Raw genomic sequence first — 21768 nt, forward strand, 5'->3', positions numbered from 1 at the left:
AACGAGCGTGTCCCGGATGAGCGGGCCCCAGGACTGCTCAACGCAGCGGCAGCAGCCCCGGCACCGGGCCGCCGCGCCGGGACAGGCGGCGCAGGAAGGTGGCGACGCCGGGCGTGCCGACCGCCCATGCGCGCGCCTCGGCGTCCGGTTGCCGGCCTGCGAAGACCGGCCGGTTCGGCGGGCCGCCGGCCCGGGTGAGGACGAGACCCGCCAGGTCCTCGGCCGCCGCCCGGTGGCGGGCGTCCCCGGTGGCCTCGGCCAGGTCGACCAGGAGGTCCCCGACGCCGGCCAGGCCGCAGCAGCGGAACACCTGGGCGGTCCGCGGGGCGAGCACCCGGCAGGTGTCGGCGGCCTCGGCGGCCAGGGCGAGCAGCTCGTCGTCGCGGTATCGCAGGCCGGCCTGGACGAGGACTGTTCCGAGCCCGGCCAGTCCCCGACACCACGCGAGGTAGCGGCGGGTCGCCCCGGGCCGGCGGGCGGCGTCCGCGATCCGGGGGAGGTCGGCCGCGAGATCGTCCACGATCCGGCGGGCGGTGCGCTGCGAAGCCTCGTCGGGCATGGCGAGCAGGAAGTGGGCGACGCCGGCGCGGCCGTGGGCGAAGCCCTCCGCGAGGGCGGCGGTGCCGGGGTTGGGCTCGTCCTCGGGCTCGTCGAGCGGCCCGGTCGTCAGCCGTACCGCACAGCGGGCGGCAGCCGCGCGGTGCCGGTCGGCGCGATGCCGGTGGGCCTCCGAGCCGACCGCCGCGAGCAGCAGGTGCCCGGTGCCGATCCCGGCCGCACCGGCGATCTGGTCCGTCCCCGTGCCCAGGCCGGGCGCGTCCCAGGGGCCGGAGGCGAGCGGTTCCGCCCCGAGGACGGCAGCCGCCTCGGCGAGGAACAGCTCGACGCCCGCGCGGCCCTGGTACAGGGAGTCGTCGAGCCGGTCGAGGGCCGGGTGGGCGGCGGTCCAGTCGGCCAGGTCGGCGGCGGCGGAGCGGGCGTCCGGGCGGTCCGGGTGCTGGAGCAGTTCGAGGCCGATCCCGGCCGCGCCGTCGTAGAGGGAGAGCAGGGTGCGCGGGCGCTCCGTGCCGGGGCCGGCGGCGACCAGCTCGCGGGCCATCCGCACGCAGATGGTGACGGTGTGGTCGAGGGCCTCGTCCAGCAGGGCCCGGCCGGGCCGCCGCGGCTTGCACCGTGCGGCCCGCGCCGGCAGCCGCCGTGCGGGAGCGGCGATCGCGCCGCCGTCACGGAGTCCCGATGCCGCCGCGGCGCGCTCCGCCGGGTCGAAGCTCAGCAGCCCCGTCACCAGGTCCACCACCGGGCCCGCCCCCGGGAGGGCGGCGCGCAGACAGGCGAGGGTGCGGTCGCGGTTGGTCGCCGGGTCGGGGTCGATCACGACGGGGTCGAGGCCGGTGAGGGCGTGGTGCAGGGTGGTGCCGAGCGCGTAGTGGTCCTCGGTGGGGTCGTCGCCGGTGCCGCCCGGCAGGCCGTAGCCGGCGGTGGCTCCCGGTGGGCGCTCACCGGCGAGGGCGCTCACCCCGAAGTCGACGATCGAGGCGCGGCCGTCGTGGTCGAGCACCACGTTCGCGGGTTTGAGGTCGCACACCACGACACCGCGCGCGTGCACCGCGTCCAGGATCCGCAGCAGTTCGCGGGCCAGCGTCCACCCGTCGCGGGCGCCGTCGTCCGCGACCGCGCCGTACGGACCTGCGGTGAGGACGTCCCGCCGGAGGTCGCGCCCGCCGCGCGCGCCGCTGACCAGGTACTCGTCGGTGCCGTGCCGGAAGTAGTCGACCAGGGGCGGCACTCCGGGCACGCCGGCGAGTGCGGCGAGCACCCGGCGTTCGTGCCGCAGCCGGCCGCGCGCATCGGTGCCCGCGCCGTCCTCGGCGACGAAGGCCCGGGCCTGTTTGACCACCACCTCGCGCCCGGTGGCGAGTTCGACCGCGCGGTAGACGTGGCCGCTGGGCGCGCGGGAGATGCCCGCGGTGAGGCGGTAGCGGCCGTCGCCGACCCGGGTGGTGGCGGTCCGGGCGGGCGCGCGCTGACCGGTGAACGGGTCTTCGGCCCAGGGCGGTTGACGGTAGCGGGCCTCGGCCAGACCGGGGAACCGCGAGCCGTCGGGGCCGACCATGCCGCGTTCCGCCTCCTCCTCCGTGACCCGGAAGGGACCGTAGCGGTAGTACACCGGGGAGTCCGGCCGGATCCGGCGGTCGCTGACCACGTCGGGACCGGCCCGGCCGGCCAGTGCCTGCGCCAGCTCCTGCCCGAGGGCGTGGACTTCGTCCGGCTGCGGGTAGACCGTCACTGCCTTCCCGACGGCGGCGCCGCCGTGCCGGCCGCTGTTGAGCTCCTGCAGGACGTCCGCGCTGTGCGCGAACTTCACGTCGCAGGTGTGGCGGAGCAGGATCGGGATCACCACGTCCAGCAGGTCCGCGAGTCCGCCGGGGCGGGCGGACACGTGCAGCTTCCATCCGTGCGCCAGTTCCGACAGCCGGCGGTCCCGGAGGTACCACCACTGTCCGTCGGTGCGCAGGGGTCCGCGCGGGACGACGGCGGCTGCGGCGAGCGCCTCGACGCTGCGCCGCAGCCCGTCGGCGGAGCCGGGGTCGGGTGGTGTGCTCAAGGATCCGTTCCCTCCCCCGGTTCCGCTGTGTTCCGGTCGGCCCGCTGGGATCAGAAGTCTTCGCAGGGGAAGCGGGTCGGGACGTAGGTGACCCACGGGTCGGCGAGACACGCGACCGGCGTGAGGTCCGCGTCGAACGCGTCCTCGAAGGAGATGGCGTCCTCGTCGATGTCCAGCAGGCCGGCATCGCGGACGTCGGTCATCAGTGCAGTCATGGGGGTCCTCCCTGTGGTTCTTGTCGTTGGAACCTGTGGTGGAGCTGCCTCATGCTAGCCACGCCCGACGGACCGCGACAGGTACCCGACGGAGGCGACAACCCACCTACGTCAAAGGAGGGTTCCGTTTGTGGACACCGCGTGCGCCCTCAGGTACGACGCGAGCGGGCCGGCCCGGTACCCGAGGGGGTGGGTACCGGACCGGCCCGAGCCGTGCGCGTGACGCCGGGTCAGCGCGCGGCGGTCTTGCGGGTGCGGCGGGAGACGGAGTCCAGGACGACGGCGGCCAGCAGGACCGCGCCGGTGATCATGTACTGGATGGCCTGGTTGACGTGGACCAGGTCCAGGCCGGTGATGATCGACTGGATGACCAGGATGCCCAGCAGGGCCGACCAGGTCTTGCCACGCCCGCCGAACAGGCTGGTGCCGCCGATGACGGCCGCGGCGATGGAGTTCATCAGGACGTTGCCGCCGCCGAGGATCTTGTCGGCGGAACCCTGCTGGGAGGCGATGAAGAGACCGCCCAGGGCCGCCATGCCGGCGGAGATCATGAAGACCGAGATCCGGATCCAGGCCACGTTGATGCCCGCGCGGCGGGCGGCCTCCACGCCACCGCCGACGGCGAAGATCTGCCGGCCGTAGCTCGTGCGGCGCAGGACGAAGTCGGTGATGACCACGACGGCCAGGAAGACGAGCAGGGGCAGCGGCAGGCCGCGGTCCTGGTTGAGCATGTAGGCGGCGGTCAGCGCGATGACGGCGAGGACGCCGGTGCGCAGCGCGATCTCGCTCATCGGGCGCGCCGCGAGGCCGGCGGCGGCGCGGCGGCGGGCGTCCAGGATCTGCCCGGCCGCGAAGAGCGCGACGCCGAGGACGGCGAGGCCCCAGGTGTAGGCGATGTCGCCGTCGCCGAGGAAGTACGTGTCCAGGTTGGCGAGGACGCCGTCGTTGACGACGTTGACGGTGCCCTTGTCGCCGAGGACGTACTGCTGCAGGCCGCTCCAGGCGAGCAGGCCGGCGAGGGTGACGACGAACGCCGGGACGCCGATCTTGGCGAAGAAGAAGCCGTGCAGGGCGCCGATCGCGACGGCGGCGCCGATCGCGATGAGGCAGGCGGCCCACTCGTTGTAGCCGGAGCGCACGGACAACACGGCGGCGATCGCGGCGGAGACGCCGGCGACGGACCCGAGCGAGAGGTCGATCTCGCCGAGGAGGAGCACGAAGACGATGCCGACGGCGATCAGGCCGGGGCCGGCGATCCACTTGGTGATGTTGGTGAGGTTGTCGGCGTTGAGGAAGTCCCCGGTGATGCCCTGGAAGATGGCACCGATGAGGATCAGACCGAGGACGACGGGCACGGAGCCGAGGTCGCCGTTCTTCATCTTCCGCTTGAACTCGGCGAGGTAGCCGGCGAGGCCGGCCTCGCGGACGAGCAGGCGGGGGTCGACCGCGGGGGCCGCGTCCGGGGTGGTGGTGGTCTGTTCGGTGCTCACTTCGCTTCCTCCGCGAGTCGGGCCTGGCGACGGGTGACGGCGTTCTCGGTGGCGCCGGTGATGGCGGAGATGATCTCCTCGTGCGAGGTGGTCGCCACCTCGAAGACGCCGTTGTTCCGGCCCAGGCGCAGGACGGCGACGGTGTCGGCCACGGCCTTGACGTCGGCCATGTTGTGGCTGATCAGGATGACGCCGAGGCCGCGGTCGCGCAGGCGCTCGACGAGGTCGAGGACCTGGGCGGTCTGCTCGACGCCGAGGGCGGCGGTGGGCTCGTCCAGGATGACGATCTTGGGGTCGCCGACGAGGGCGCGGGCGATCGCGACCACCTGGCGCTGGCCGCCGGAGAGGGCCGCGATCGGGATGCGCACGCTCGGGATGCGGATGGAGAGGGTGTCGAGGAGTTCGCGGGCGCGCTTCTCCATGGCGACCTCGTCGAGCGTGCCGAAGCGCTTCAGCTCACGGCCGAGGAAGAGGTTGCCGACCACGTCGAGGTTGTCGCACAGCGCGAGGTCCTGGTAGACGGTCGCGACGCCGAGGGCCTGGGCGTCGTGCGGGCGGCCGATGGAGACCTCCTGGCCCTCCCACTCGATCGTCCCCTCGTCGATGGGGTGCACGCCGGCGATGGTCTTCACCAGCGTGGACTTTCCGGCGCCGTTGTCGCCCACCAGGGCCACCACCTCGCCGGCGTGTACCTCCAGGTGCACGTCGGTCAGTGCCTGGACGGCGCCGAAGCGCTTGGAGACCCCGCGCAACGCCAGTACGGGTGCGCCTGTCACGTGAACCATCTCCTTCTTCCCGCGCGCCGTGATGGTGGGTCGGCGGCCGGGGTGGCCCGCGCGCCGTGCTGGGCGGGCGGGTGAGCGTCGAAAAGGGGGTGTCGGGGCGGGCCTGGGGCCGCCGCGGCTGCGGGCGGTGCTCCCCGGGGATGTCGGGGAGCTCCGCCCGGGCGGTGCTACTTCAGGCCGGCGGTGGCACAGGCGGCGGCGTAGTCCGCGGTGCAGATGTCGGCGGCCTTGTAGAGGCCGTCGGCGATGACGGTGTCGTTGATGTTGGCCTTGGTGACGACCTTGGGGTCGAGCAGCTTGGCCGGGATGCCCTTGTCGGTGGCGCTGTCGACGCTGGAGGTGGCGACGGACTTGACGTCCTTGCCCTGCAGGAGGTCGACGGCCAGCTCGGCGGCGCTGTCGGCGAGCGGCTTGTACGCCTTGTAGATGGTGTACGCCTGGTCGCCGTTGACGATCCGCTGGATGGCGTCGAGGCCCGCGTCCTGACCGCCGACCGGCACCTTGATGCCCGCGCCCTGGAGCTGGGTGATGATGGCGCCCGCCATGCCGTCGTTGGCGGAGTAGACGGCCTGGAACCCGTCCTTGCCGAGCTGGGTGATCGCGGCACCGATCTTCTGGCCGGCGACGGTGGGCTTCCACTCGCCGGACTGCTCGTAGACGACCTTCTTGACCTTGCCGTCGAGGACCTTGTGCGCACCGGCCTTGAACTGACCGGCGTTCGGGTCCGCGTCGTCACCGTTGATCATGACGACGTTGGCGTCGGCGGCCTGCGCGCCGAGCGCGTCGACCAGGGCCTGGCCCTGGAGCTCGCCGACCTTCTCGTTGTCGAAGGAGGCGTAGGCGGCGACCGGGCCGGTGGCCAGGCGGTCGTAGGCGACGACCTTGACGCCCTTGGCGGCGGCCTCCTTGACCCAGGACTGGGTGGAGGTGGCGTCGAACGCGTCCAGGACGATGACCTTGACACCCTGGGCGATCAGGGTGTCGAACTGCTGCTTCTGCTTGGAGGCGCTGCCCTCGGCGTTGTTGTAGAGCACCTTGCAGTCCGCGCACAGGGCCTTGACCTTGGCCTCGATGAACGGGCGGTCGAAGGACTCGTAGCGGGTCGAGGACGCGTTCTCGGGCAGCAGCAGGCCGATGGACTTGGTGTCACCGGCGGCGGCGGAGTCCTTCTTGTCGCTGCCGGCCTTGCCGCAGGCGGCCATGGACAGGGCCATCGAGACGGCTGCGGTGGCGATGACAGCGCGACGCATCATTGCGTTCATGTGGGGGTGCCTCCCTGACGTCGCCGCGACGGTGCGGCGGAGTGGGAGGGAGTCAACCCGCATATGCCAGATGGAGTCAAGAAGTAAATCCAAGGCGAGATCATGCTGGGCCTTTTCGTTATCTTCCTGAACGCATGAACGCCCGAATATCGGTGCCATGAACACGCAGAGATGACACCGCAGAACTGTCGGTGACGAAAACCGCGTGCAGGCCGGGAGCTTCCCGGACGCACCGCAGGCATCCGGGGCCCCAGAGGCCTCACGACCACCTCCTGGGCCAGTGCGTTCAAGATGTGTCGACTGGGGTATAGTCCGCAGGTCGGATGCGGAGGCCGCGACGACGGCTCCACCGGGCGGGCGAACCACCCGGCACCGCCCGACGCACCCGGCCCGCAGCACCGACGGGACCGACTCGCGCACCCCGCAGGGGCCTTGACGAAATGTCAGGAATCGCCCCGCAGCCGCGGCCGGGAGCGTCAGCCGCGCAGCCGGCGGGCGCGGAGGTACTCACGGGCCAGCAGCCGCAGCGCGGCCGCCTTCGCGGGACTTGCGGAGCGGCGCAGCAGCGCACCCGGATCGACCCGGGCGGCGGCGCTGACGAGTGCGTCCACCCCGAGGAGGCAGCGGACCATCGGCCGGTGCACGGCCGGCACCAGCGCGACGACGGCCCGACCCTCGGCGAGGGTGCGGTCCGCCCGGTCGAGCAGGTCGCCGAGCAGCGCCCGGACGGCCGGCAGGTCCCGGCCCCCTTCCAGGTCGGCCCGGGTGACGCCGTACTCCCGCAAGGTCTGCTCGGGGATCGTCAGCCGGCCCTCGGCCAGGTCCTCCGCGAGGTCGTTGACGAAGTCGAGCCGCTGGGCGGCGTCGATGTAGGTGCGGCACGCGGCGCGGAAGGCCGCCTGGTCGCCGTCCGGACCGAGCAGCCCGGCGACCACCATGAAGCCGGGCAGCGAGTACCCGTCCACGTAGTCCTGGTACTCCTCCTCGGTGGCGAACCCGGCGAAGTCGAGGTCCGCGTCCGTCGCGGCGAGGAAGTCCAGGACGCGGTCGCGCAGGGCGGGGTGCGCGGCCACGCTGTTCAGCAGGGGGCGCAGTTCGGGATCGTCGGTGCGGCCGGCGGCGAGGCTCTCGGCGACCGACCGCTGCCACCGGGCGGACGCGGCCCGGCGCTCCGCGAGGGGGCCGCTGTCCAGCAGGGTGTCGGTGCGGTGCATGAAGGCCGCCGCCGCGATCACGTGCGGGACCGTGCGGTCCGGGAGCAACAGGCCGGCCGCCAGCGTGACCTCCCGCTTGTACCGGGCGACCTGCTGCCGCTGCCGGCCGTAGTCGGCCCGCAGCCCGGGATCGTGCACGCCGGCCGCGTCCAGCGCCCGCTCCCACCTGCCCATACGGTTCACCCCATCGGTTGTTCGATCGGGACCGAGCGTAGCGGGCGGGAGCCGGGCGGCCTGTTCGCGGCCCCGGGGCACCGGCCGTCGGGGGCGGGCTTCAGCTCTGCCGGATCGTGGAGAAGCCGCAGGCGGGGGTGCAGAGGGTGACGATGCCGCGGTAGCGGTAGGTGGTCCGGCCCTTGGTGACGCTGTGGACGGTGAGCTTCTCCCGCAGGTTCAGCTCCCGGCAGCGCGGGCAGGCGGCGCCGACCGGTTTGCCCCAGGGGCGGTTCGGGTTCAGCTTGGTGTAGGAGACCGCCATCAGCACGACCGCGAGGCCGGCGCCGCCGAAGCCGATGAAGCGCCACACGCCGTTCGAGGACTCCCGACGGTCGATCATCTCGTCGTAGGAGTAGGTGCCCCCGCCGCCGTGGTTGGACCAGATCCGGCACTCGCTGTGCCGGGTCATGGTGTGGCCGTCACAGGTCGGCGGGGAGTCCGGGTCCGACTTCCCCACCACCACGGCGAGGAAGATCCCGACCGCGGCCAGCAGGCCCAGCACGACCAGGGCGGTGGTCCGGCTGCGGCCGGTGTGCAGCCGCTTGCGTTCGTTGTAAGCCGTATCGATCACAGCCTGGGCCATGTTGCCCCCGTCGACCGCCACCACGTGTCTCCTGTTGTCCGGGTGTCCGTACCGCTCGTGCGCCGAGCCGAGTGCCCCCTCGGCGAGGGGGCGACACGAACCCACCACGGTCGGCCCGCAGGCGCACGCGATTTGGCGATCTCTTGACCTTTCAGTCCCCGGCCGTGACCGAGGCCAGATAGGCGGCCGCCTCGACCGGTCCGAGGAACCACCGCGCCACGTCCGCCGGGTCGTTGAAGTTGTTGGCGAACCGGTCCGCCACGGCCTGGTGTCCGCCCGCCGCGACCAGCAGGTCGAGCACGTGCGGGGGCGGCGGGGCGAGCATCGCGTTGGTCCAGGTGGTGGCCGGGCCCGCGGTCTCCCAGAAGTCGTCGAAGGCAGCCTGCTGGAAGTCGCGGTCGAAGGGTTTGTCGCCGTGGGCGAGGATCGCCGCGAGGTAGCCCGCCGCGCACTTGGCCGCGTTGTTGGAGCCCTGGCCGGTGATCGGGTCGTTGGTGACGACCACGTCCGCCACGCCCAGCACCGAACCGCCGCCCGGCAGTTCGCCGACCGGACGGCGCACCACCGGGGTGAAGCGCCCGGCCAGAGTGGCGCCGACGTCGGTGAGTTCGACGCCGGACCGGGCCCGGTCGTACTCCCAAGGCGTGAACGTCCTCATCAACTCCAGTGTCACCCGCAGGTGTTCGGCCGGGTCGCGGAGGCCGTCGAAGGCGTCCGCCGGCCCGCCCGGCATCGCCTCCCAGAGCAGGATGTCGCACGGCCCCGACATCGTCAGGGCCGGCACCACGAACAGTTCGCCGATGCCGGGCACCACGTTGCACCGCACCGCCGCGAATGCGTGCTCGGGGCGCGGCGCAAGGCCGTGCACGTAGGCGGCGGCCAGGGCGCGCTGGGGCCGCTCGTGCGGCGAGTGCGCGTGGTCGCGCTCGAACAGCGAGCCCAGCGCGCCCTTGCCGGAGGCGACCAGCACCAGGTCGTACGAGCCGGCCAGGTGCTGCAGGTCGGCGGCGGTCACCTTGCGCAGCTCCACCCGGCCGCCCCGCTCCGCGAAGGCCTCCAGCCAGGTCGACGTCTTCAACCGCTGGTCGACGGACTGCGCGTAGGCGTCCAGCCGCCCGACCCAGTCGATCACCCGGGTCCCGTCCGGCCCGGGCACCGACACCCCGACGCCCTCGATCCGGGGCGCCCGGTCCGCCCACAGGTCGAGGCCGAGGGCGCGCTCGGTGCGCAGCGCGGAGTCGAACATGCACTGGCTGGACAGCACCCGGCCGGCCCGCACCTCCTCCGGCCCACGGTCCGTCAGCACCGTCACGTCGTAGCCGTGGGACTGCAGTCCCAGGGCCAGTTGGAGTCCGGCCTGCCCGGCACCGACGATCAGAATTCTGCGCATCGCCCCTGCTCTCCTGGTGGTACGTCCCGGCGCGGCGGCCGGCTCCGCCCGGCTACCCAGTCGCCTGGATACCAGTCATCGACGCGCGCGTCCACGGGCCGTGCAGGGATCGGGCGGCGGGATCGGGCGGCGGGATCGGCGGCGTTCCCGCTCACGGCTCCCCGACAGCGGGCGTCTCGGGTGTCGCGACCGGGAAGACGATCGGACTGACCAGGTACGGATCCCGGCCCGGTGCCGGCCCGTTGGCCAGCCGCGGTTCCAGCACGGCGAACAACTCCCTTCCCAGTTCGGTGATTTCCTCCGGGCTGAGCCAGAAGGTGCCCTGTCTGGAAGGCGGCCTCAGCCGGCGATCAGCCGCCGGCCGGTGATCTCTTCCGGCCGGATCCGCACCCAGCAGGGCCGGTCGTCGCCCGCCCACGGCGAGGCACCGGGCAGGCCGGCCAGGTGTGCCAGCTCCGCCGGGTCGTCCACGTAGTGCGCGGGGCCGAGGGCGAGCACGCTCCAGCCCCGGCCGAGGTACTCGTCGATGTGGTCGACCTGGAAGGAGACCGCCGCGCCCTCGGCCGGAGCGGTGGCGTGGTGCTCGCCGGTGCGGTAGGCGAAGGACCGCCGGTCGACCACGTAGTTGACGGGCAGGACCACCGGCCCCGGTTCCACCGGCAGGCCGATCCGGCCGACGCCATGGTTCCCGACCTGCTCCCAGCACTCGGCCTCGGTGAGGTTCTGCAGCCGGGGGTGCGGCCCCGGGCCGCCGTGTCCGGGCGGGGCGTCGGCGCGGCCCCACAGCAGGTCGTCGCGGCTGTCGTCGAGGGCGGCGGCGATCCGGACGAAGCCCGCCGGGTCGAAGTCCGGACCGGCCTCAAGGAGGTGCCGCAGGTAGCGGGGGGCCATTGCCGCCCGACGCGCCAGGTCGTCCTCGCTGAGACCCAGGTGCTCGCGGCGTTCGGCGACCCGGCGGGCCACGACGGCGGGGTCGGGGGTGTCGTGCACGGTGGTGACTCCTCGGCTTGCCGGGGGCGTTCGGACCGCGGCCGGGCGTGACCCGGTGCGGGTCCGTCCGGTCGACCAGGGCGTGCCCATCCAAGCGCCCGACCTGCGGCAAGTCGAGCAACAGGGCGGCCCGTGCGTGTCGTTGCGCTGGGCGGTCCGCCCGGCGGCCCACCCGCGGCCTGCCGCCGCCCCCTCCCGCGACCGGACCTTGATCCCCCACCACCCGGCTGCGATCATCGCCATGACGCGGAATCAGGTCCGCGTCCACAACGGGGAGGAGTGCCATCCGTGCCTGAGAGCCGCCCCGGCCGGTCGCCCACCGGGCCACCCGGCCGATCGGCGCGGCTGCTCGGCCACCCGGCTACTCGGCTACTCGGCCACCGCGACGCTCCCCCGGTCCCGCCAGGCCGGGGCGAGCGCGGCGAGCATCACCGCCGCCGTCAGGGCGAACGCCCACGGGTAGCCCGTTCCGCCCGCGACGGCCCCGAAGGCGACCGCGCCGATGCCCATCGCCCCGTCGTAGGCGACGTTCCACAGCGCGGTCACGGTGCCGTACCCGGCCGGTGGCACCCGGGCGTACATCAGCGCCAGCGTCGCGTTCTGCGCGATGCCGAAGCCGGTGCCGAACACCGCCGCGCCGGCGATCACCGCCACCGGGCTGTCCGTCCACGCCAGCAGCAGCACCCCGGCGGCCGCGACCGGCAGCGCGGGCAGCACCAGCCCGGCCGAGCCGCGCCGGTCGCCGTGCCGCCCGGCGAGCCAGCGGGCCAGGGTCGCCGCGCCCGGCTGGACCAGCAGGGCGACCGCGACGGCCCCGCCGGACGGCACGGCGAGCGGCAGGAAAGTGACGATGATCCCCGCCGCCAGCGCGGTGGCGGCGAACACCGTGGCGGGCCGCAGCAGGGCGCCGCTGCGCAGCCCGTCCCGCAGTCCCACCGCCGGCCCGGCCGCCCGGGTGCGGTCGGGGAGCGCGGGGACGGAGGCGACGGCGGCCAGCGGGGCGGCCGCCCCGATCGCGAACACCCAGCCCCAGCCGACGTGTTGGCCCAGCCAGACGCCGATCGGCAGGCCGAACAGCGACGGCAGGCCGGAGACCACGCCGACCAGGGCCAGCCCCTCCCCGCGCCGTTCGGCCGGGATCAGCGAGGCCGTCAGCGCCCCGCCCGCCACCAGCGCGATCGCGAACCCGACCCCGCGCAGCAGGCAGACCGCCACCACCACCGCCATCCCGCCGGACGCGGTGAGCAGCAGCGCGGGCGCCCCCAGCAGCACCAACCCGGCGGCCAGCACCCACCGGTAGCCGTACCGGGCGGTCAGCGCGGGGGTGGCCAGCTCACCGACGACGGTGGCCAGCATCAGCGCGCCGGTGGCCAGTCCCGCCGCGTGCTCCCCGCCGCCGGACTCCTGCGCGTACAGCGGGACGGCGGAGAGCAGCAGGTTGAAACCGGTGGAGGACCCGAGCAGGGAGACGAAGCGCACCAGCAGGGCCCTGGTCACCAGTGGTGGCCGGACGGAACCGGCTTCCGGGGAGGAGGAGTCGATCGTCGTGGTCACGCGGCGACGGTACCGGCCCGAACGGACCGCCGCCGAGGCGCCGGCCGCTGACTGCCGCCGCCACCGGCCGGGGGCGCCGGCCCGCCGCAGGACCGTTCTCCGCAGGGCCGCCCGCCGGCTTTCCGTCAGAACCGCTGTGCACACGCCTGTCCCGCCCGGCACGCCGGGCGCATACTGTCCTGCGCGGCTCGCACCGTGCGACAGGGCCACCCGGTCCCGGCCCGGCTGCGCCGCGACGGGGGAGGTCGGAATCGTGGCAGTCGTCGTGATCGTCGCCGTGGTGTTCCTGCTCTGGCTGGTGACCGGCGTACGAGTGGTGCAGCAGTACGAGCGCGGTGTGGTGTTCCGGCTCGGGCGGGTGCGCAAGCAGGTCCGCGAGCCGGGCATCACCCTGCTGATGCCGGTGGTGGACCGGATGCGCAAGGTCAACGTCCAGGTCATCACCATGCCGGTGCCCGCGCAGGAGGGCATCACCAAGGACAACGTCTCGGTCAGCGTCGACGCGGTGCTGTACTTCCGCGTGATCGACCCGGTCAAGGCCACCGTGGACGTGCAGAACTACGCGTTCGCCATGCTGCAGGTCGCCCAGACCTCGCTGCGCTCCATCATCGGCAAGAGCGAGCTGGACGACCTGCTCTCCGGCCGGGAGAACCTGCACCAGGGCCTGGAGGTCATGCTGGAGAGCCCGGCCACCGGCTGGGGCGTGCACATCGACCGGGTGGAGATCAAGGACGTCAGCCTGCCCGACTCGATGAAGCGGTCGATGGCCCGCCAGGCCGAGGCCGACCGCGAGCGCCGGGCCCGGATCATCACCGCCGACGGCGAGTTCCAGGCCGCGTCCAAGCTCGCCGAGGCGGCCGTCAGGATGGCGGAGACCCCGGCGGCGATGCAGCTGCGGCTGCTGCAGACGGTGGTCGAGGTCGCGGCGGAGAAGAACTCGACGCTGGTGCTGCCGTTCCCGGTGGAGCTGCTGCGCTTCTTCGAGGCTGCCGCCGCCCGGACCGCCGACGGGGCGGACGCCACGGGTGCGGCGGCCCGGCCCGCCGTCCCCGCGCAGGCCCCGGCCGACGGGAGCGTACGGGCCGACGGGGGCGCCCGGGCTGACGGGAGCGCACAGGCCGACGGGAGCTGAACGGTCCGCGGCGGGAGCCGACCAGCGCGCGGCGGCCGGTCCCGGCACCCCCGGACCGGCCGTCAGCCCATAGCTTGTCTCTATGGCGTCATAGACCGGAACCGACTACAGGAGTGCCCCACCTCCGGGTTGGCTGCAAGGGTCCAGACCACCTCCCGCTGCGCCCGACCGGAGGACCCCGCCATGTCCCGCCCGATCAGAGTCGCGATCGTCGGAGCCGGCCCCGCCGGCATCTACGCCGCCGACGCCCTGCTGAAGTCCGACGCCGCCCAGGCTCCCGGCGTCTCGATCGACCTGTTCGAGCGGATGCCCGCCCCGTTCGGCCTGATCCGCTACGGCGTCGCACCCGACCACCCGCGGATCAAGGGCATCGTGACGGCCCTGCACCAGGTGCTCGACAAGCCGCAGGTCCGGCTGTTCGGCAACGTCGACTACCCGTCCGACCTCGCCCTGGACGACCTGCACCGGTTCTACGACGCCGTGGTCTTCGCCACCGGCGCGACCGCCGACCGTCCGCTGGACCTGCCCGGCATCGAGCTGGACGGCTCGTACGGCGCCGCCGACTTCGTCTCCTGGTACGACGGCCACCCGGACGTCCCGCGAGAGTGGCCGCTGGACGCCGAGAAGATCGCCGTGCTCGGCGTCGGCAACGTCGCTCTGGACGTCGCCCGGGTGCTCGCCAAGACCGCCGACGAGCTGCTGCCCACCGAGATCCCCGGGAACGTCCACGCGGGCCTGAAGCGCAACCGGGCCCGCGAGGTGCACGTCTTCGGCCGCCGCGGCCCCGCCCAGGCCAAGTTCAGCCCGATGGAGCTGCGCGAACTGGACCACTCCCCCACCATCGAGGTGATCGTCGACCCCGAGGACATCGAGTACGACGCCGGTTCGATCACCGAGCGCCGCGCGGTCAAGCACGTCGACCTGGTCGCGGCGACCCTGGAGAACTGGGCGATCCGCGACGTCGGGGACCGCCCGCACCGGGTCTTCCTGCACTTCTTCGAGTCCCCGGCCGAGGTCCTCGGCGAGGACGGCCGGGTGGTCGGGCTGCGCACCGAACGCACCGAACTCGACGGCACCGGCAACGTCCGCGGCACCGGCCGCTTCACCGACTGGGACGTCCAGGCGGTCTACCGGGCCGTCGGCTACTACTCCGACGAGCTGCCCAAGCTGCCCTTCGACCCGGTCTCGGGCACCGTCCCGCACACGGCCGGCCGGGTCGAGGACGGCGACGGCTCGCACCGCACCGCCACCTACGTCACCGGCTGGATCAAGCGCGGCCCGGTCGGCCTGATCGGCCATACCAAGGGCGACGCCAACGAGACCGTCGCCTGCCTGCTGGACGACCACGCGGCGGGCCGCCTGCCCGGCGCCGCCGAGCCGGACGCGGCGGCGGTCGAGGAGCACCTGCGCGGCCTGGGCGTCCGGTTCACCACCTGGGAGGGCTGGCAGCTGCTCGACGCCCACGAGCGCGCGCTCGGCGAGGCCGAGGGCCGCGAGCGGGTCAAGGTCGTCGAGCGCGAAGAGATGCTCCGGCGCAGCGGGGCGTGACCCGGACCGCGCCCTCACCGGACCGCCGTCACCACATCGGCGTCACCGCATCGGCGTGGGCCGGGGACGTGCTGCCGGTCGTCGCACCGCACCGGTCACGGGCGGACGATCGGCAGCAGCACCTCGTCCACGATCTCCTCCGGGTCGAGCTGCACCACGTCCCCGCCGCACATCTTGATCCGGTACAGCATCAGCGCCGGCACCACGTCGGTCACCAGCGGGGTGACCGCCCCGGGGCGGACCTCACCGCGTGCGGTGCCGCGCTCCAGCACCTCGGCGATCAGTGCGGTCGTCGGCTCGACCACCCGCTCGAACACGATCTCGACGAAGGCGTGTGCCCGCCGGTGGTCGAGTTCGCTCATGATGGCCCGCACGGCCGCGCCCGGTTCGCTGAACATGGCGGCGCGCAGCCTGGCCACCACTTCCAGCAGGTCCCCGCGCAGGCTGCCGGTGTCGGGGGCCGACGCGCCGGGCGGCAGGCTGGCCCGCAGCGCGTCCATGACCAGGTCCTCCTTGGAGGACCAGCGGCGGTAGAGCGCGGCCTTCCCGGTCTGCGCGGCGGTGGCCACCCCCTCCATGGTCAGCCGGGCGTAGCCGTCGGTGGTGAGCTGCTGGAGGACCGCCTCGTAGATGGCGCTCTCCAGCGCCTCGCCGCGCCGGCGCAGCGGGGTCCCCGGCACCGGTCCTCGCGCGGTGTCCGTTTCAGCGGTCATGGCTGCGCACCTTCTTCAGTCGCCCTTCCTCGATCCCATCGGGTACACGCATCCGCCCACGTCGCGGTTCTCCGGCCCGTCGATCTCCGCGAAGGGCCCGGCCGGCTGCGCAACGGCGCATGTGTGTCCCAGTATCGCGGGGCTACTGTCGATGCTAGTGAACGAACCCGTTCCTTCCTAGGGTCTCTTCCGAGGCCTCGGTGACGCCAGGTGGCCGACTTGCGGGAGACATCCGGCTCGATACGCTTCGAACAGGATCTCTCCCGGTGCCCGGGCCCGGCCGTCCGCCGAATCGCCCCCAGCGCACCCCGTCCCCACCCCGCACCCCGATGCGGAAGCCCACGTACCCCACGGGACCGCAGGACCCCACGAAACCCCTGGGACCCGCGGGACCCCACGGACACCCACGGAATCCGAGAAACAGACCAGCCTCCGCCCACGTCACGCACCGTGAGCACGCTCTCGCCCAGCGGGACCGGGACGGGACCGTCGCCTCATGCGGACGGGGCGCGGCCGGCGGTGACATGGAGGAGCGGGCCGGAGCAGCCGGCCTGCGGAACCCACCGTGGAGGTCACCATGACCGAACGAACAGCCAGTGCCGCGCTGTTGGCGGCCGGTGCCGCGGCGGTCTCCGCCGCCGTGAGCGTCGCCGCGGCGGCCCGGGCCTGCAGGTGCCGGGTCGAGGACGGCGGCGCGGGCGGTCCGACGGCGAAGCGGCGGCACCGCCCCGGCCGCGGTCCGGGCGGTGGCAAGCCCCGCCCCTTCTGCCCCAACCCGCCGAACTGCAACTGACCCCGCTACCGATCGCAACCGCTGACGAAACCGGCGACCGGCGACCGGCTTGAGATTCCCCCGAAGAACCCGCCCCCGACCGGCCGACCGCCGCGCCGGGGGCGGGCTCCCGCCACCGCGGCCCGCTCAGCCGCTCGCGGGTCGGCGCGGGAGCAGCGCGTGCACCCGGGTGCCGCGGTTGAGCGCGTCGACGGTGCAGCTGCCCCCGATCTCCGCGGCCCGCTCGGACATCGACCGCAACCCCACCCCCGGGTGCTCCGGGCCGCTGTGCCCGGGGCCCTGTCCGTCGTCCTCGACGACGAGTTCCAGGGCTCCGGCATCCACCCGCACGGACACCGTGGCGCTGGTCGCCCGGGCGTGCCGCAGCACGTTGTTGAGCGCCTCCGCGGTGATCCGGTAGACGGCGACCTCCACGGCGGCGGGCAGCTCCGGGAGCGGGTCCGGGGCCAGCCTGGCCGTGATGGCGAGGTCGTCACCGCTGAACGTCTCGGCGAGCCGGCTCAGCGCCCGGGACAGTCCGTAGTCGCCCAGCGCGGTCGGCCCGAGCCGGTCGGTGATCCGCCGTACCTCCCGGACGGCCGTGGCCAGGTCGTCCGCGACCCGTTCCAGCGCGCCGGAGAACATCGCCGGGTCGTCGACCGCGGCCGCTCCCTGCAGCCGCAGCCGCAGTCCGGCCAGCATCGGGCCGAGTCCGTCGTGGATGTCGCGGCGCAGCTGACGGCGCTCCTCCTCCCGGGCCGCGATGATCTGCTCGCGGCTGGCCCGGAGGTCCTCCATCAACTGGAGCGAGGCGACGGCGGGTGCGGCCTGGTCGGCGAGGGAGCGCAGGATGTCGCGGTCGCTGTCGTCGAGGGTCCGCTGGCCGGGGCGGGGGGTGACGGTGAGTCGTCCGATCTCGTCGCCGCGGTGGACCAGGGCGAAGCCCTCGCCGTGGCCGGAGCGGTCCCCGACGGCGGCCAGCGGGCGTTCGCCGCCACGGGTGGTGACCGTCAACGCCACGCCGGAGAGCCGGAGTTCGTCACTGACCGTGGCGCACAGCACGGCCGGCACGTCCTGCGGGTCGACGGTCTGGCTGACCCGTCCGGCCAGGCTGCGCAGCACCTGGTACGGCTGGGCGCGCGCGCCGTAGTACCAGCGGTCGACGACCCCGGAGGCCCAGCGCACGCCCCGGGGCAGCCCGGCCGCGAGGAGGAACACCAGGGCGACCAGCACGAGCGCCCCGGCGCCGCGCCGGCCGGGCATCAGCATGGTGGAGAGCACGCAGGCCACCAGCACGAACACCACGACCAGCCCGGCGGCGACCAGCAGGCCGACCAGCACCCGCCGGGCCGCCCGGTCGAGCCGCCAGGAGCCGTCGCGGACGACGACGGCGGCCAGGGTGAGGGTCCACAGCGCGGAGGCGACCGCGAAGGCGATGTACGAGGGGGTGCTCTGGTCGTCGAAGTAGTAGCCGAGTTCGGCGCCGCCCCACAGCAGGTAGACGCCGAGGGCGATCAGGACGTTCTGCCGGCGCTGCCGGGACGCCCGGCGGATGCGGGCGAGCGGGACGAGCACCACCAGGACGGTCAGCACCACGAACACGACGAGCTGGGTGACGTGCAGCCGCTCGTTGAAGGTCCGCAGCCAGTCGGCGACGGTGCTGTCGGCGAACGGGTTGGGCCGGCCGAACACCGTGGGCTGGTAGACGTAGTAGCAGGCCTGGGGCAGCATCCACAGGGCCAGGGCACCGATCGCGAACCACCACCGGCGGCCGGGCAGGGTGCCGTCCGGAAGCCAGAGCGGCAGCGCGTGCCAGAGGGTGCCGCTGACGGTGTAGCCGGCCGACACCAGGACCACGACGGCGCCGACGACCCGCGGGTCGTCGACCTCGACCCAGACCGGGGCCTGGGCGGCGAGCGGGAGGATCAGCGCCGCCCCGTAGGCGAGCAGGACCCAGCCGAGCTGGTTGCCCGGGCGGTGGGCGTGCAGCAGCACCCCGCCCGCGACGGCGGCGAGGCCGTAGCCGAGGACCGCCAGGTGGTGGGCGGGCGGGGAGATCCCCGCGGCGCCCTGGTGGCTCAGGACGTAGCCGATCCACAGGCCGCCGGCCACCAGGCAGACGACGGCGCACAGGCCCGCCGCGGTCAGTTGCCGTTCCGCCGGGCCGGGCCGGGGCCGCCACCAGGCTCTGCGCGCGCTCTCCACAGCCATGAGCACCCTTCCTTTCCGACGACCCACCGGATGCCAGCAGTGTGCTGCACCCGTTGTCCCGGGCACATGAGGCAGTGGCCCCGGCGGCACGCGGTGCCCCGGACGGGTGGCCGACGGCGGTCGACCGCACCGGTGTGACGCTCCGTCGATCGGCGCCGGTGCGCGGTCACACCGGGTCGCCGGTGGGCGCATCGCTGCGGTGTGACGCTCCGTCGATCAGACCGACTGAACGGTCGCACCGGGTCACCGGCGGGTGAACCGCGGCGGTGTTGACGCTCCCTCGATCAGCGCGGGTCGGCGGTCACACCGGGTCGCCGATAGGTGAACCGCGGCAGGAAGAACTGGGTGATCGGGCCGACCAGGAGGGCGTAGAGGACGGTGCCGACGCCGACGGTGCCGCCGAGCAGCAAGCCGGCGGCGAGCACCGTCACCTCCAGGGCGGTCCGGACGACGCGCAGGGAGCGGCCGGTCGTCGCGGCCAGACCGGTCATCAGTCCGTCCCGGGGGCCCGGCCCGAACCGGGCGCCGACGTAGACCGCGACGGCGAACCCGTTGAGCAGGATGCCGGCCGCCAGCAGGCAGCCGCGGGCCGGCAGTCCGAGGCCCTCGGGGACGACCGAGAGCCCCAGGTCGGAGGAGAGGGCGAGCACCACGACGTTCGCGGCGGTGCCGAGCGTCGGCCGCTGCCGGAGCGGCACCCACGCCAGCAGGACGAGCACGCCCACGACGGCGCTGATCGTCCCGAAGCTCAGCGACGAGTGGTGCTGCAGTCCCTCGTAGAGCACGCTCCAGGGGTTGACGCCGAGGGCGGAGCGGACCAGCAGCGAGAGGCTGAAACCGTACAGGGCCAGCCCGGTGAGCAGCCGGGCGAGGCGGTGCAGCGGGCGTTCCGTGAGCGGCAGGTGGCCGAGCGGCGGCAGCGGGGTGCCCCCGGCGGGCTGCCGGCGCGGCCGCGAGGTGGTGACGGGCATGCGGTGGTCCTCCGGTCCCGGCGCGGTGTGTTGCGCGCCTGCCGTGCAGTCTCCGCAGTCGCCTCCTGCCCCGGAATGGCCAATCGGGGGCGAGTGGTATGTTTCGCGGAGCCGATCCGATGGACACCGGTCGATGACGCACGCTCTCAGCGCCCGGCAGCTGGCCGCGCTGCTGCCCGGCCTGGACGGGGCCCGGCCGGTCTACCGCCGCCTGTTCGAGGCGATCGGCGCGCTGATCCTCGACGGCCGGGTCGCCCTGCACGTACGGCTCCCCGCCGAGCGGGGGCTGGCGACGGCGCTCGGGCTGAGCCGGCCGACGGTCACCGCGTGCTACGCACTGCTGCGCGAGCACGGGTACGCCCGCAGCCGGCAGGGTTCCGGCACGTGGACCGCTCTGCCGGAGGAGGCCGTCCCGCACGGGGTCGGCCGGGTGCTGCCCGCTCCCGAGGCCGCCATCGACCTGGCCAGGGCGGCCCCCGGTCTGCCCCCGCACGTCCTGGAGGACGCGCTCACCCGGGTCGCCCCGCAGCTGGCGGCGTTCACCCGGGGCTCCGGCTACCACCCGTACGGGCTGCCGGGCCTGCGGGCGGCGGTGGCCGACCGGTTCACCCGGCGCGGGCTGCCGACGGTGCCCGAGCAGGTCCTGATCACGTCCGGGGCCCAGCACGCGCTCTCCCTGGTGATCGGCCTGTTGACGGCGCCGGGCGACCGTGTGCTGGTGGAGAACCCGTCGTACCCCAACGCCCTGGAGGCCGTCCGCCGGGCCCGGCTGCGGCCGGTGCCCGTGCCGGTGTCGGAGCGGGGCTGGGACGTGGAGGCCGTCGAGGCCGCGTTCCGCCGGGCGGCGCCGCGGCTGGCCCTGCTCACCCCCGACTTCCAGAACCCCACGGGCCTGCTGATGCCGGAGGAGGACCGCGCCCGGGTCGCCCGGGCGGCGCGGGCCCGCGACACCCGGCTGGTGATCGACGAGACGATGACCGACCTGGCCCTCGACTGCCCGCCGCCGGTCCCGTTCGCGGCCCTCGCGCGGTCGCACGGCGCGGCCGGTGTCATCACCGTCGGCTCGATGAGCAAGACCCACTGGGGCGGACTGCGGATCGGCTGGCTGCGCGCCTCCGCACGACTGGTGACCGAACTCGCCGGGCAGCGGATCGCCACCGACCTGGGCGGGTCCGTGCTGGACCAGTTGCTGGCCCAGGCGCTGCTCGACGGCGACGGCGACGGCGACGGTCTGCTCCTCGGGCAGGTGGAGGCGTTGCGCGGTCAGCGCGCCGCGCTGGTCGACGCCCTGACGGAGCACTTCCCCCGGTGGACCTGGCGGCTGCCGCCCGGTGGACTGTCGCTCTGGGTCGACCTCGGGGCGCCGGTCGCGACGGCCCTCGCCGAAGGGGTCCTGGAGCGCGGCGTGCGGATCGAGAGCGGCGTCTGCTTCGCCACCGATCCGGGCGTGTTCGAGAACCGCCTCCGGATCCCGTACACGATGCCGCCCGCCCTGCTGCGCGAGGCGGTGCGGCGGATGGCCGACACCGTGGCCGAGGGGCTGCGGGTCCCGTCGGCCACGCGCCGCCCGCGGCTGGTGGTGTGACGGATCGTCGGCGCTGTCGCCGAGGAGCGTGAGGGCGGAAGGGCCGTGGGGGCCCTACAGCCCCAGGTCGGTGGCCAGGCAGTTGTAGAACTTCCAGGCGCCCTCGGGATCGTACGGATCGCCGGCCCGGCTGTCCGGCCCGGCCTCGATCCCTTCGCGCATGTCCTCGAAGCGGATGCGTTCGGGAAGGCTGCCGTAACGCGCGTGCCGCGCTTCGGCGGCGGGATCGCGGGTGAGGTCGTCGCTCATGTCACTCAGCATGCGCCCCCCTTCATCACCGGTCAAGACGGTGATCGATCGAACATGTCCGACATTCCTCGGGAGGGCACACGTGTTTGACCGAATTCTGCACTGCCGAGGGGTGGTGAACATGCAATGATCCGCTTCTCGGCCGTTCGTGGCCGGACGCTCCCGGCGAGGCCGCCGGGAGCATCGCCGCACGCACACGAAGGGTGGGTCACATGTTCACTCCCAGGGCCACACTCCGCAACGCAGCCACCGTCGGACCCGCCCGCTCCGTCCAGGTCGCCAA

The 21768-nt window shown here is 73.9% G+C and carries 18 protein-coding genes; 4 read left to right on the forward strand and 14 right to left on the reverse strand.

The window, feature by feature from the left end; translation table 11 throughout:
• Positions 1 to 37 precede the first annotated feature (37 nt).
• The 10 genes from lanL to AB0D10_RS22300 form a co-directional block, all read right to left on the reverse strand.
• A complete protein-coding gene (lanL, locus tag AB0D10_RS22255; RefSeq protein WP_360259023.1) occupies positions 38 to 2605 on the reverse strand; it encodes a class IV lanthionine synthetase LanL in 2568 nt (855 codons plus the stop codon).
• 50 nt (positions 2606 to 2655) lie between these two features.
• The gene (locus AB0D10_RS22260) at positions 2656 to 2820 is read right to left on the reverse strand and encodes an SflA family class IV lanthipeptide (RefSeq protein ID WP_360259026.1); all 165 of its coding nucleotides are present in this window, start codon (positions 2818 to 2820) and stop codon (positions 2656 to 2658) included.
• A 230-nt stretch (positions 2821 to 3050) separates the two neighbouring features.
• Positions 3051 to 4310 carry a sugar ABC transporter permease gene (locus AB0D10_RS22265; protein WP_360259029.1) on the reverse strand — a complete coding sequence of 420 codons (1260 nt, stop codon included), beginning with the start codon at positions 4308 to 4310 and terminating at the stop codon, positions 3051 to 3053.
• Entirely contained in the window at positions 4307 to 5095 is a 789-nt protein-coding gene (locus tag AB0D10_RS22270; RefSeq protein ID WP_360259032.1) for an ATP-binding cassette domain-containing protein, read from the reverse strand. Before AB0D10_RS22270 ends, AB0D10_RS22265 begins: the two co-directional genes overlap by 4 nt.
• Positions 5096 to 5262: 167 nt before the next feature.
• Complete coding sequence (locus AB0D10_RS22275) at positions 5263 to 6357, reverse strand: substrate-binding domain-containing protein (protein ID WP_360259035.1); 1095 nt, start codon at positions 6355 to 6357, stop codon at positions 5263 to 5265.
• A 476-nt stretch (positions 6358 to 6833) separates the two neighbouring features.
• Positions 6834 to 7745, reverse strand: coding sequence for a squalene/phytoene synthase family protein (locus tag AB0D10_RS22280; RefSeq protein WP_360259037.1), 912 nt, complete (start codon positions 7743 to 7745; stop codon positions 6834 to 6836).
• Between the two features lie 100 nt (positions 7746 to 7845).
• Positions 7846 to 8391 (reverse strand): hypothetical protein, encoded by a 546-nt coding sequence (locus AB0D10_RS22285; protein ID WP_360259039.1) that lies wholly within the window; start codon positions 8389 to 8391, stop codon positions 7846 to 7848.
• Between the two features lie 130 nt (positions 8392 to 8521).
• Positions 8522 to 9760, reverse strand: coding sequence for a styrene monooxygenase/indole monooxygenase family protein (locus tag AB0D10_RS22290; RefSeq protein WP_360259041.1), 1239 nt, complete (start codon positions 9758 to 9760; stop codon positions 8522 to 8524).
• Positions 9761 to 10099: 339 nt separating this feature from the next.
• Positions 10100 to 10750, reverse strand: coding sequence for a pyridoxamine 5'-phosphate oxidase family protein (locus AB0D10_RS22295; RefSeq protein ID WP_360259043.1), 651 nt, complete (start codon positions 10748 to 10750; stop codon positions 10100 to 10102).
• Positions 10751 to 11119: 369 nt separating this feature from the next.
• Positions 11120 to 12304 (reverse strand): MFS transporter, encoded by a 1185-nt coding sequence (locus tag AB0D10_RS22300; protein WP_360259045.1) that lies wholly within the window; start codon positions 12302 to 12304, stop codon positions 11120 to 11122.
• Positions 12305 to 12557: 253 nt separating this feature from the next.
• Here AB0D10_RS22300 and AB0D10_RS22305 point away from each other — a divergent pair, with 253 nt between their 5' ends.
• Complete coding sequence (locus AB0D10_RS22305; RefSeq protein ID WP_360259047.1) at positions 12558 to 13436, forward strand: slipin family protein; 879 nt, start codon at positions 12558 to 12560, stop codon at positions 13434 to 13436.
• A gap of 183 nt (positions 13437 to 13619) precedes the next feature.
• On the forward strand, positions 13620 to 14984 hold the full coding sequence (locus AB0D10_RS22310; protein ID WP_360259049.1) for an FAD-dependent oxidoreductase: 1365 nt from the start codon (positions 13620 to 13622) through the stop codon (positions 14982 to 14984).
• A 95-nt stretch (positions 14985 to 15079) separates the two neighbouring features.
• On the opposite strand, the gene AB0D10_RS22315 is transcribed toward AB0D10_RS22310, so the two are convergent.
• Positions 15080 to 15697, reverse strand: a complete 618-nt coding sequence (locus AB0D10_RS22315) for a TetR/AcrR family transcriptional regulator (protein ID WP_360259051.1) — start codon at positions 15695 to 15697, stop codon at positions 15080 to 15082.
• Between the two features lie 577 nt (positions 15698 to 16274).
• Here AB0D10_RS22315 and AB0D10_RS22320 point away from each other — a divergent pair.
• Positions 16275 to 16490 (forward strand): hypothetical protein, encoded by a 216-nt coding sequence (locus tag AB0D10_RS22320; RefSeq protein WP_360259053.1) that lies wholly within the window; start codon positions 16275 to 16277, stop codon positions 16488 to 16490.
• 126 nt (positions 16491 to 16616) lie between these two features.
• Here AB0D10_RS22320 and AB0D10_RS22325 read toward each other — a convergent pair whose 3' ends face one another.
• Together AB0D10_RS22325 and AB0D10_RS22330 are read right to left on the reverse strand one after the other, a co-directional pair.
• Entirely contained in the window at positions 16617 to 18680 is a 2064-nt protein-coding gene (locus AB0D10_RS22325; RefSeq protein WP_360259055.1) for a histidine kinase, read from the reverse strand.
• Positions 18681 to 18964: 284 nt separating this feature from the next.
• Positions 18965 to 19651: a hypothetical protein gene (locus tag AB0D10_RS22330; RefSeq protein ID WP_360259057.1), complete on the reverse strand. Its 687-nt coding sequence runs from the start codon at positions 19649 to 19651 to the stop codon at positions 18965 to 18967.
• Between the two features lie 133 nt (positions 19652 to 19784).
• Between AB0D10_RS22330 and AB0D10_RS22335 the strand changes: the two genes are divergently transcribed.
• On the forward strand, positions 19785 to 21236 hold the full coding sequence (locus AB0D10_RS22335; RefSeq protein WP_360259059.1) for a PLP-dependent aminotransferase family protein: 1452 nt from the start codon (positions 19785 to 19787) through the stop codon (positions 21234 to 21236).
• Between the two features lie 54 nt (positions 21237 to 21290).
• Here AB0D10_RS22335 and AB0D10_RS22340 read toward each other — a convergent pair whose 3' ends face one another.
• Entirely contained in the window at positions 21291 to 21485 is a 195-nt protein-coding gene (locus AB0D10_RS22340) for a hypothetical protein (protein ID WP_360259061.1), read from the reverse strand.
• Between the last annotated feature and the right edge of the window lie 283 nt (positions 21486 to 21768).

It is taken from the genome of Kitasatospora sp. NPDC048545, from assembly GCF_040651155.1.
GTDB lineage: Bacteria > Actinomycetota > Actinomycetes > Streptomycetales > Streptomycetaceae > Kitasatospora.

What these genes read in the sequence shown, in the direction of transcription:
- AB0D10_RS22260 (WP_360259026.1), bottom strand. Translation starts at nt 2,820, where the DNA reads ATGACTGCACTGATGACCGACGTCCGCGATGCCGGCCTGCTGGACATC.
- AB0D10_RS22270 (WP_360259032.1), bottom strand. Translation starts at nt 5,095, where the DNA reads ATGGTTCACGTGACAGGCGCACCCGTACTGGCGTTGCGCGGGGTCTCC.
- AB0D10_RS22275 (WP_360259035.1), bottom strand. Translation starts at nt 6,357, where the DNA reads ATGAACGCAATGATGCGTCGCGCTGTCATCGCCACCGCAGCCGTCTCG.
- AB0D10_RS22280 (WP_360259037.1), bottom strand. Translation starts at nt 7,745, where the DNA reads ATGGGCAGGTGGGAGCGGGCGCTGGACGCGGCCGGCGTGCACGATCCC.
- AB0D10_RS22290 (WP_360259041.1), bottom strand. Translation starts at nt 9,760, where the DNA reads ATGCGCAGAATTCTGATCGTCGGTGCCGGGCAGGCCGGACTCCAACTG.
- AB0D10_RS22310 (WP_360259049.1), top strand. Translation starts at nt 13,620, where the DNA reads ATGTCCCGCCCGATCAGAGTCGCGATCGTCGGAGCCGGCCCCGCCGGC.
- AB0D10_RS22315 (WP_360259051.1), bottom strand. Translation starts at nt 15,697, where the DNA reads ATGACCGCTGAAACGGACACCGCGCGAGGACCGGTGCCGGGGACCCCG.
- AB0D10_RS22320 (WP_360259053.1), top strand. Translation starts at nt 16,275, where the DNA reads ATGACCGAACGAACAGCCAGTGCCGCGCTGTTGGCGGCCGGTGCCGCG.
- AB0D10_RS22325 (WP_360259055.1), bottom strand. Translation starts at nt 18,680, where the DNA reads ATGGCTGTGGAGAGCGCGCGCAGAGCCTGGTGGCGGCCCCGGCCCGGC.
- AB0D10_RS22330 (WP_360259057.1), bottom strand. Translation starts at nt 19,651, where the DNA reads ATGCCCGTCACCACCTCGCGGCCGCGCCGGCAGCCCGCCGGGGGCACC.
- AB0D10_RS22335 (WP_360259059.1), top strand. Translation starts at nt 19,785, where the DNA reads ATGACGCACGCTCTCAGCGCCCGGCAGCTGGCCGCGCTGCTGCCCGGC.
- AB0D10_RS22340 (WP_360259061.1), bottom strand. Translation starts at nt 21,485, where the DNA reads ATGAGCGACGACCTCACCCGCGATCCCGCCGCCGAAGCGCGGCACGCG.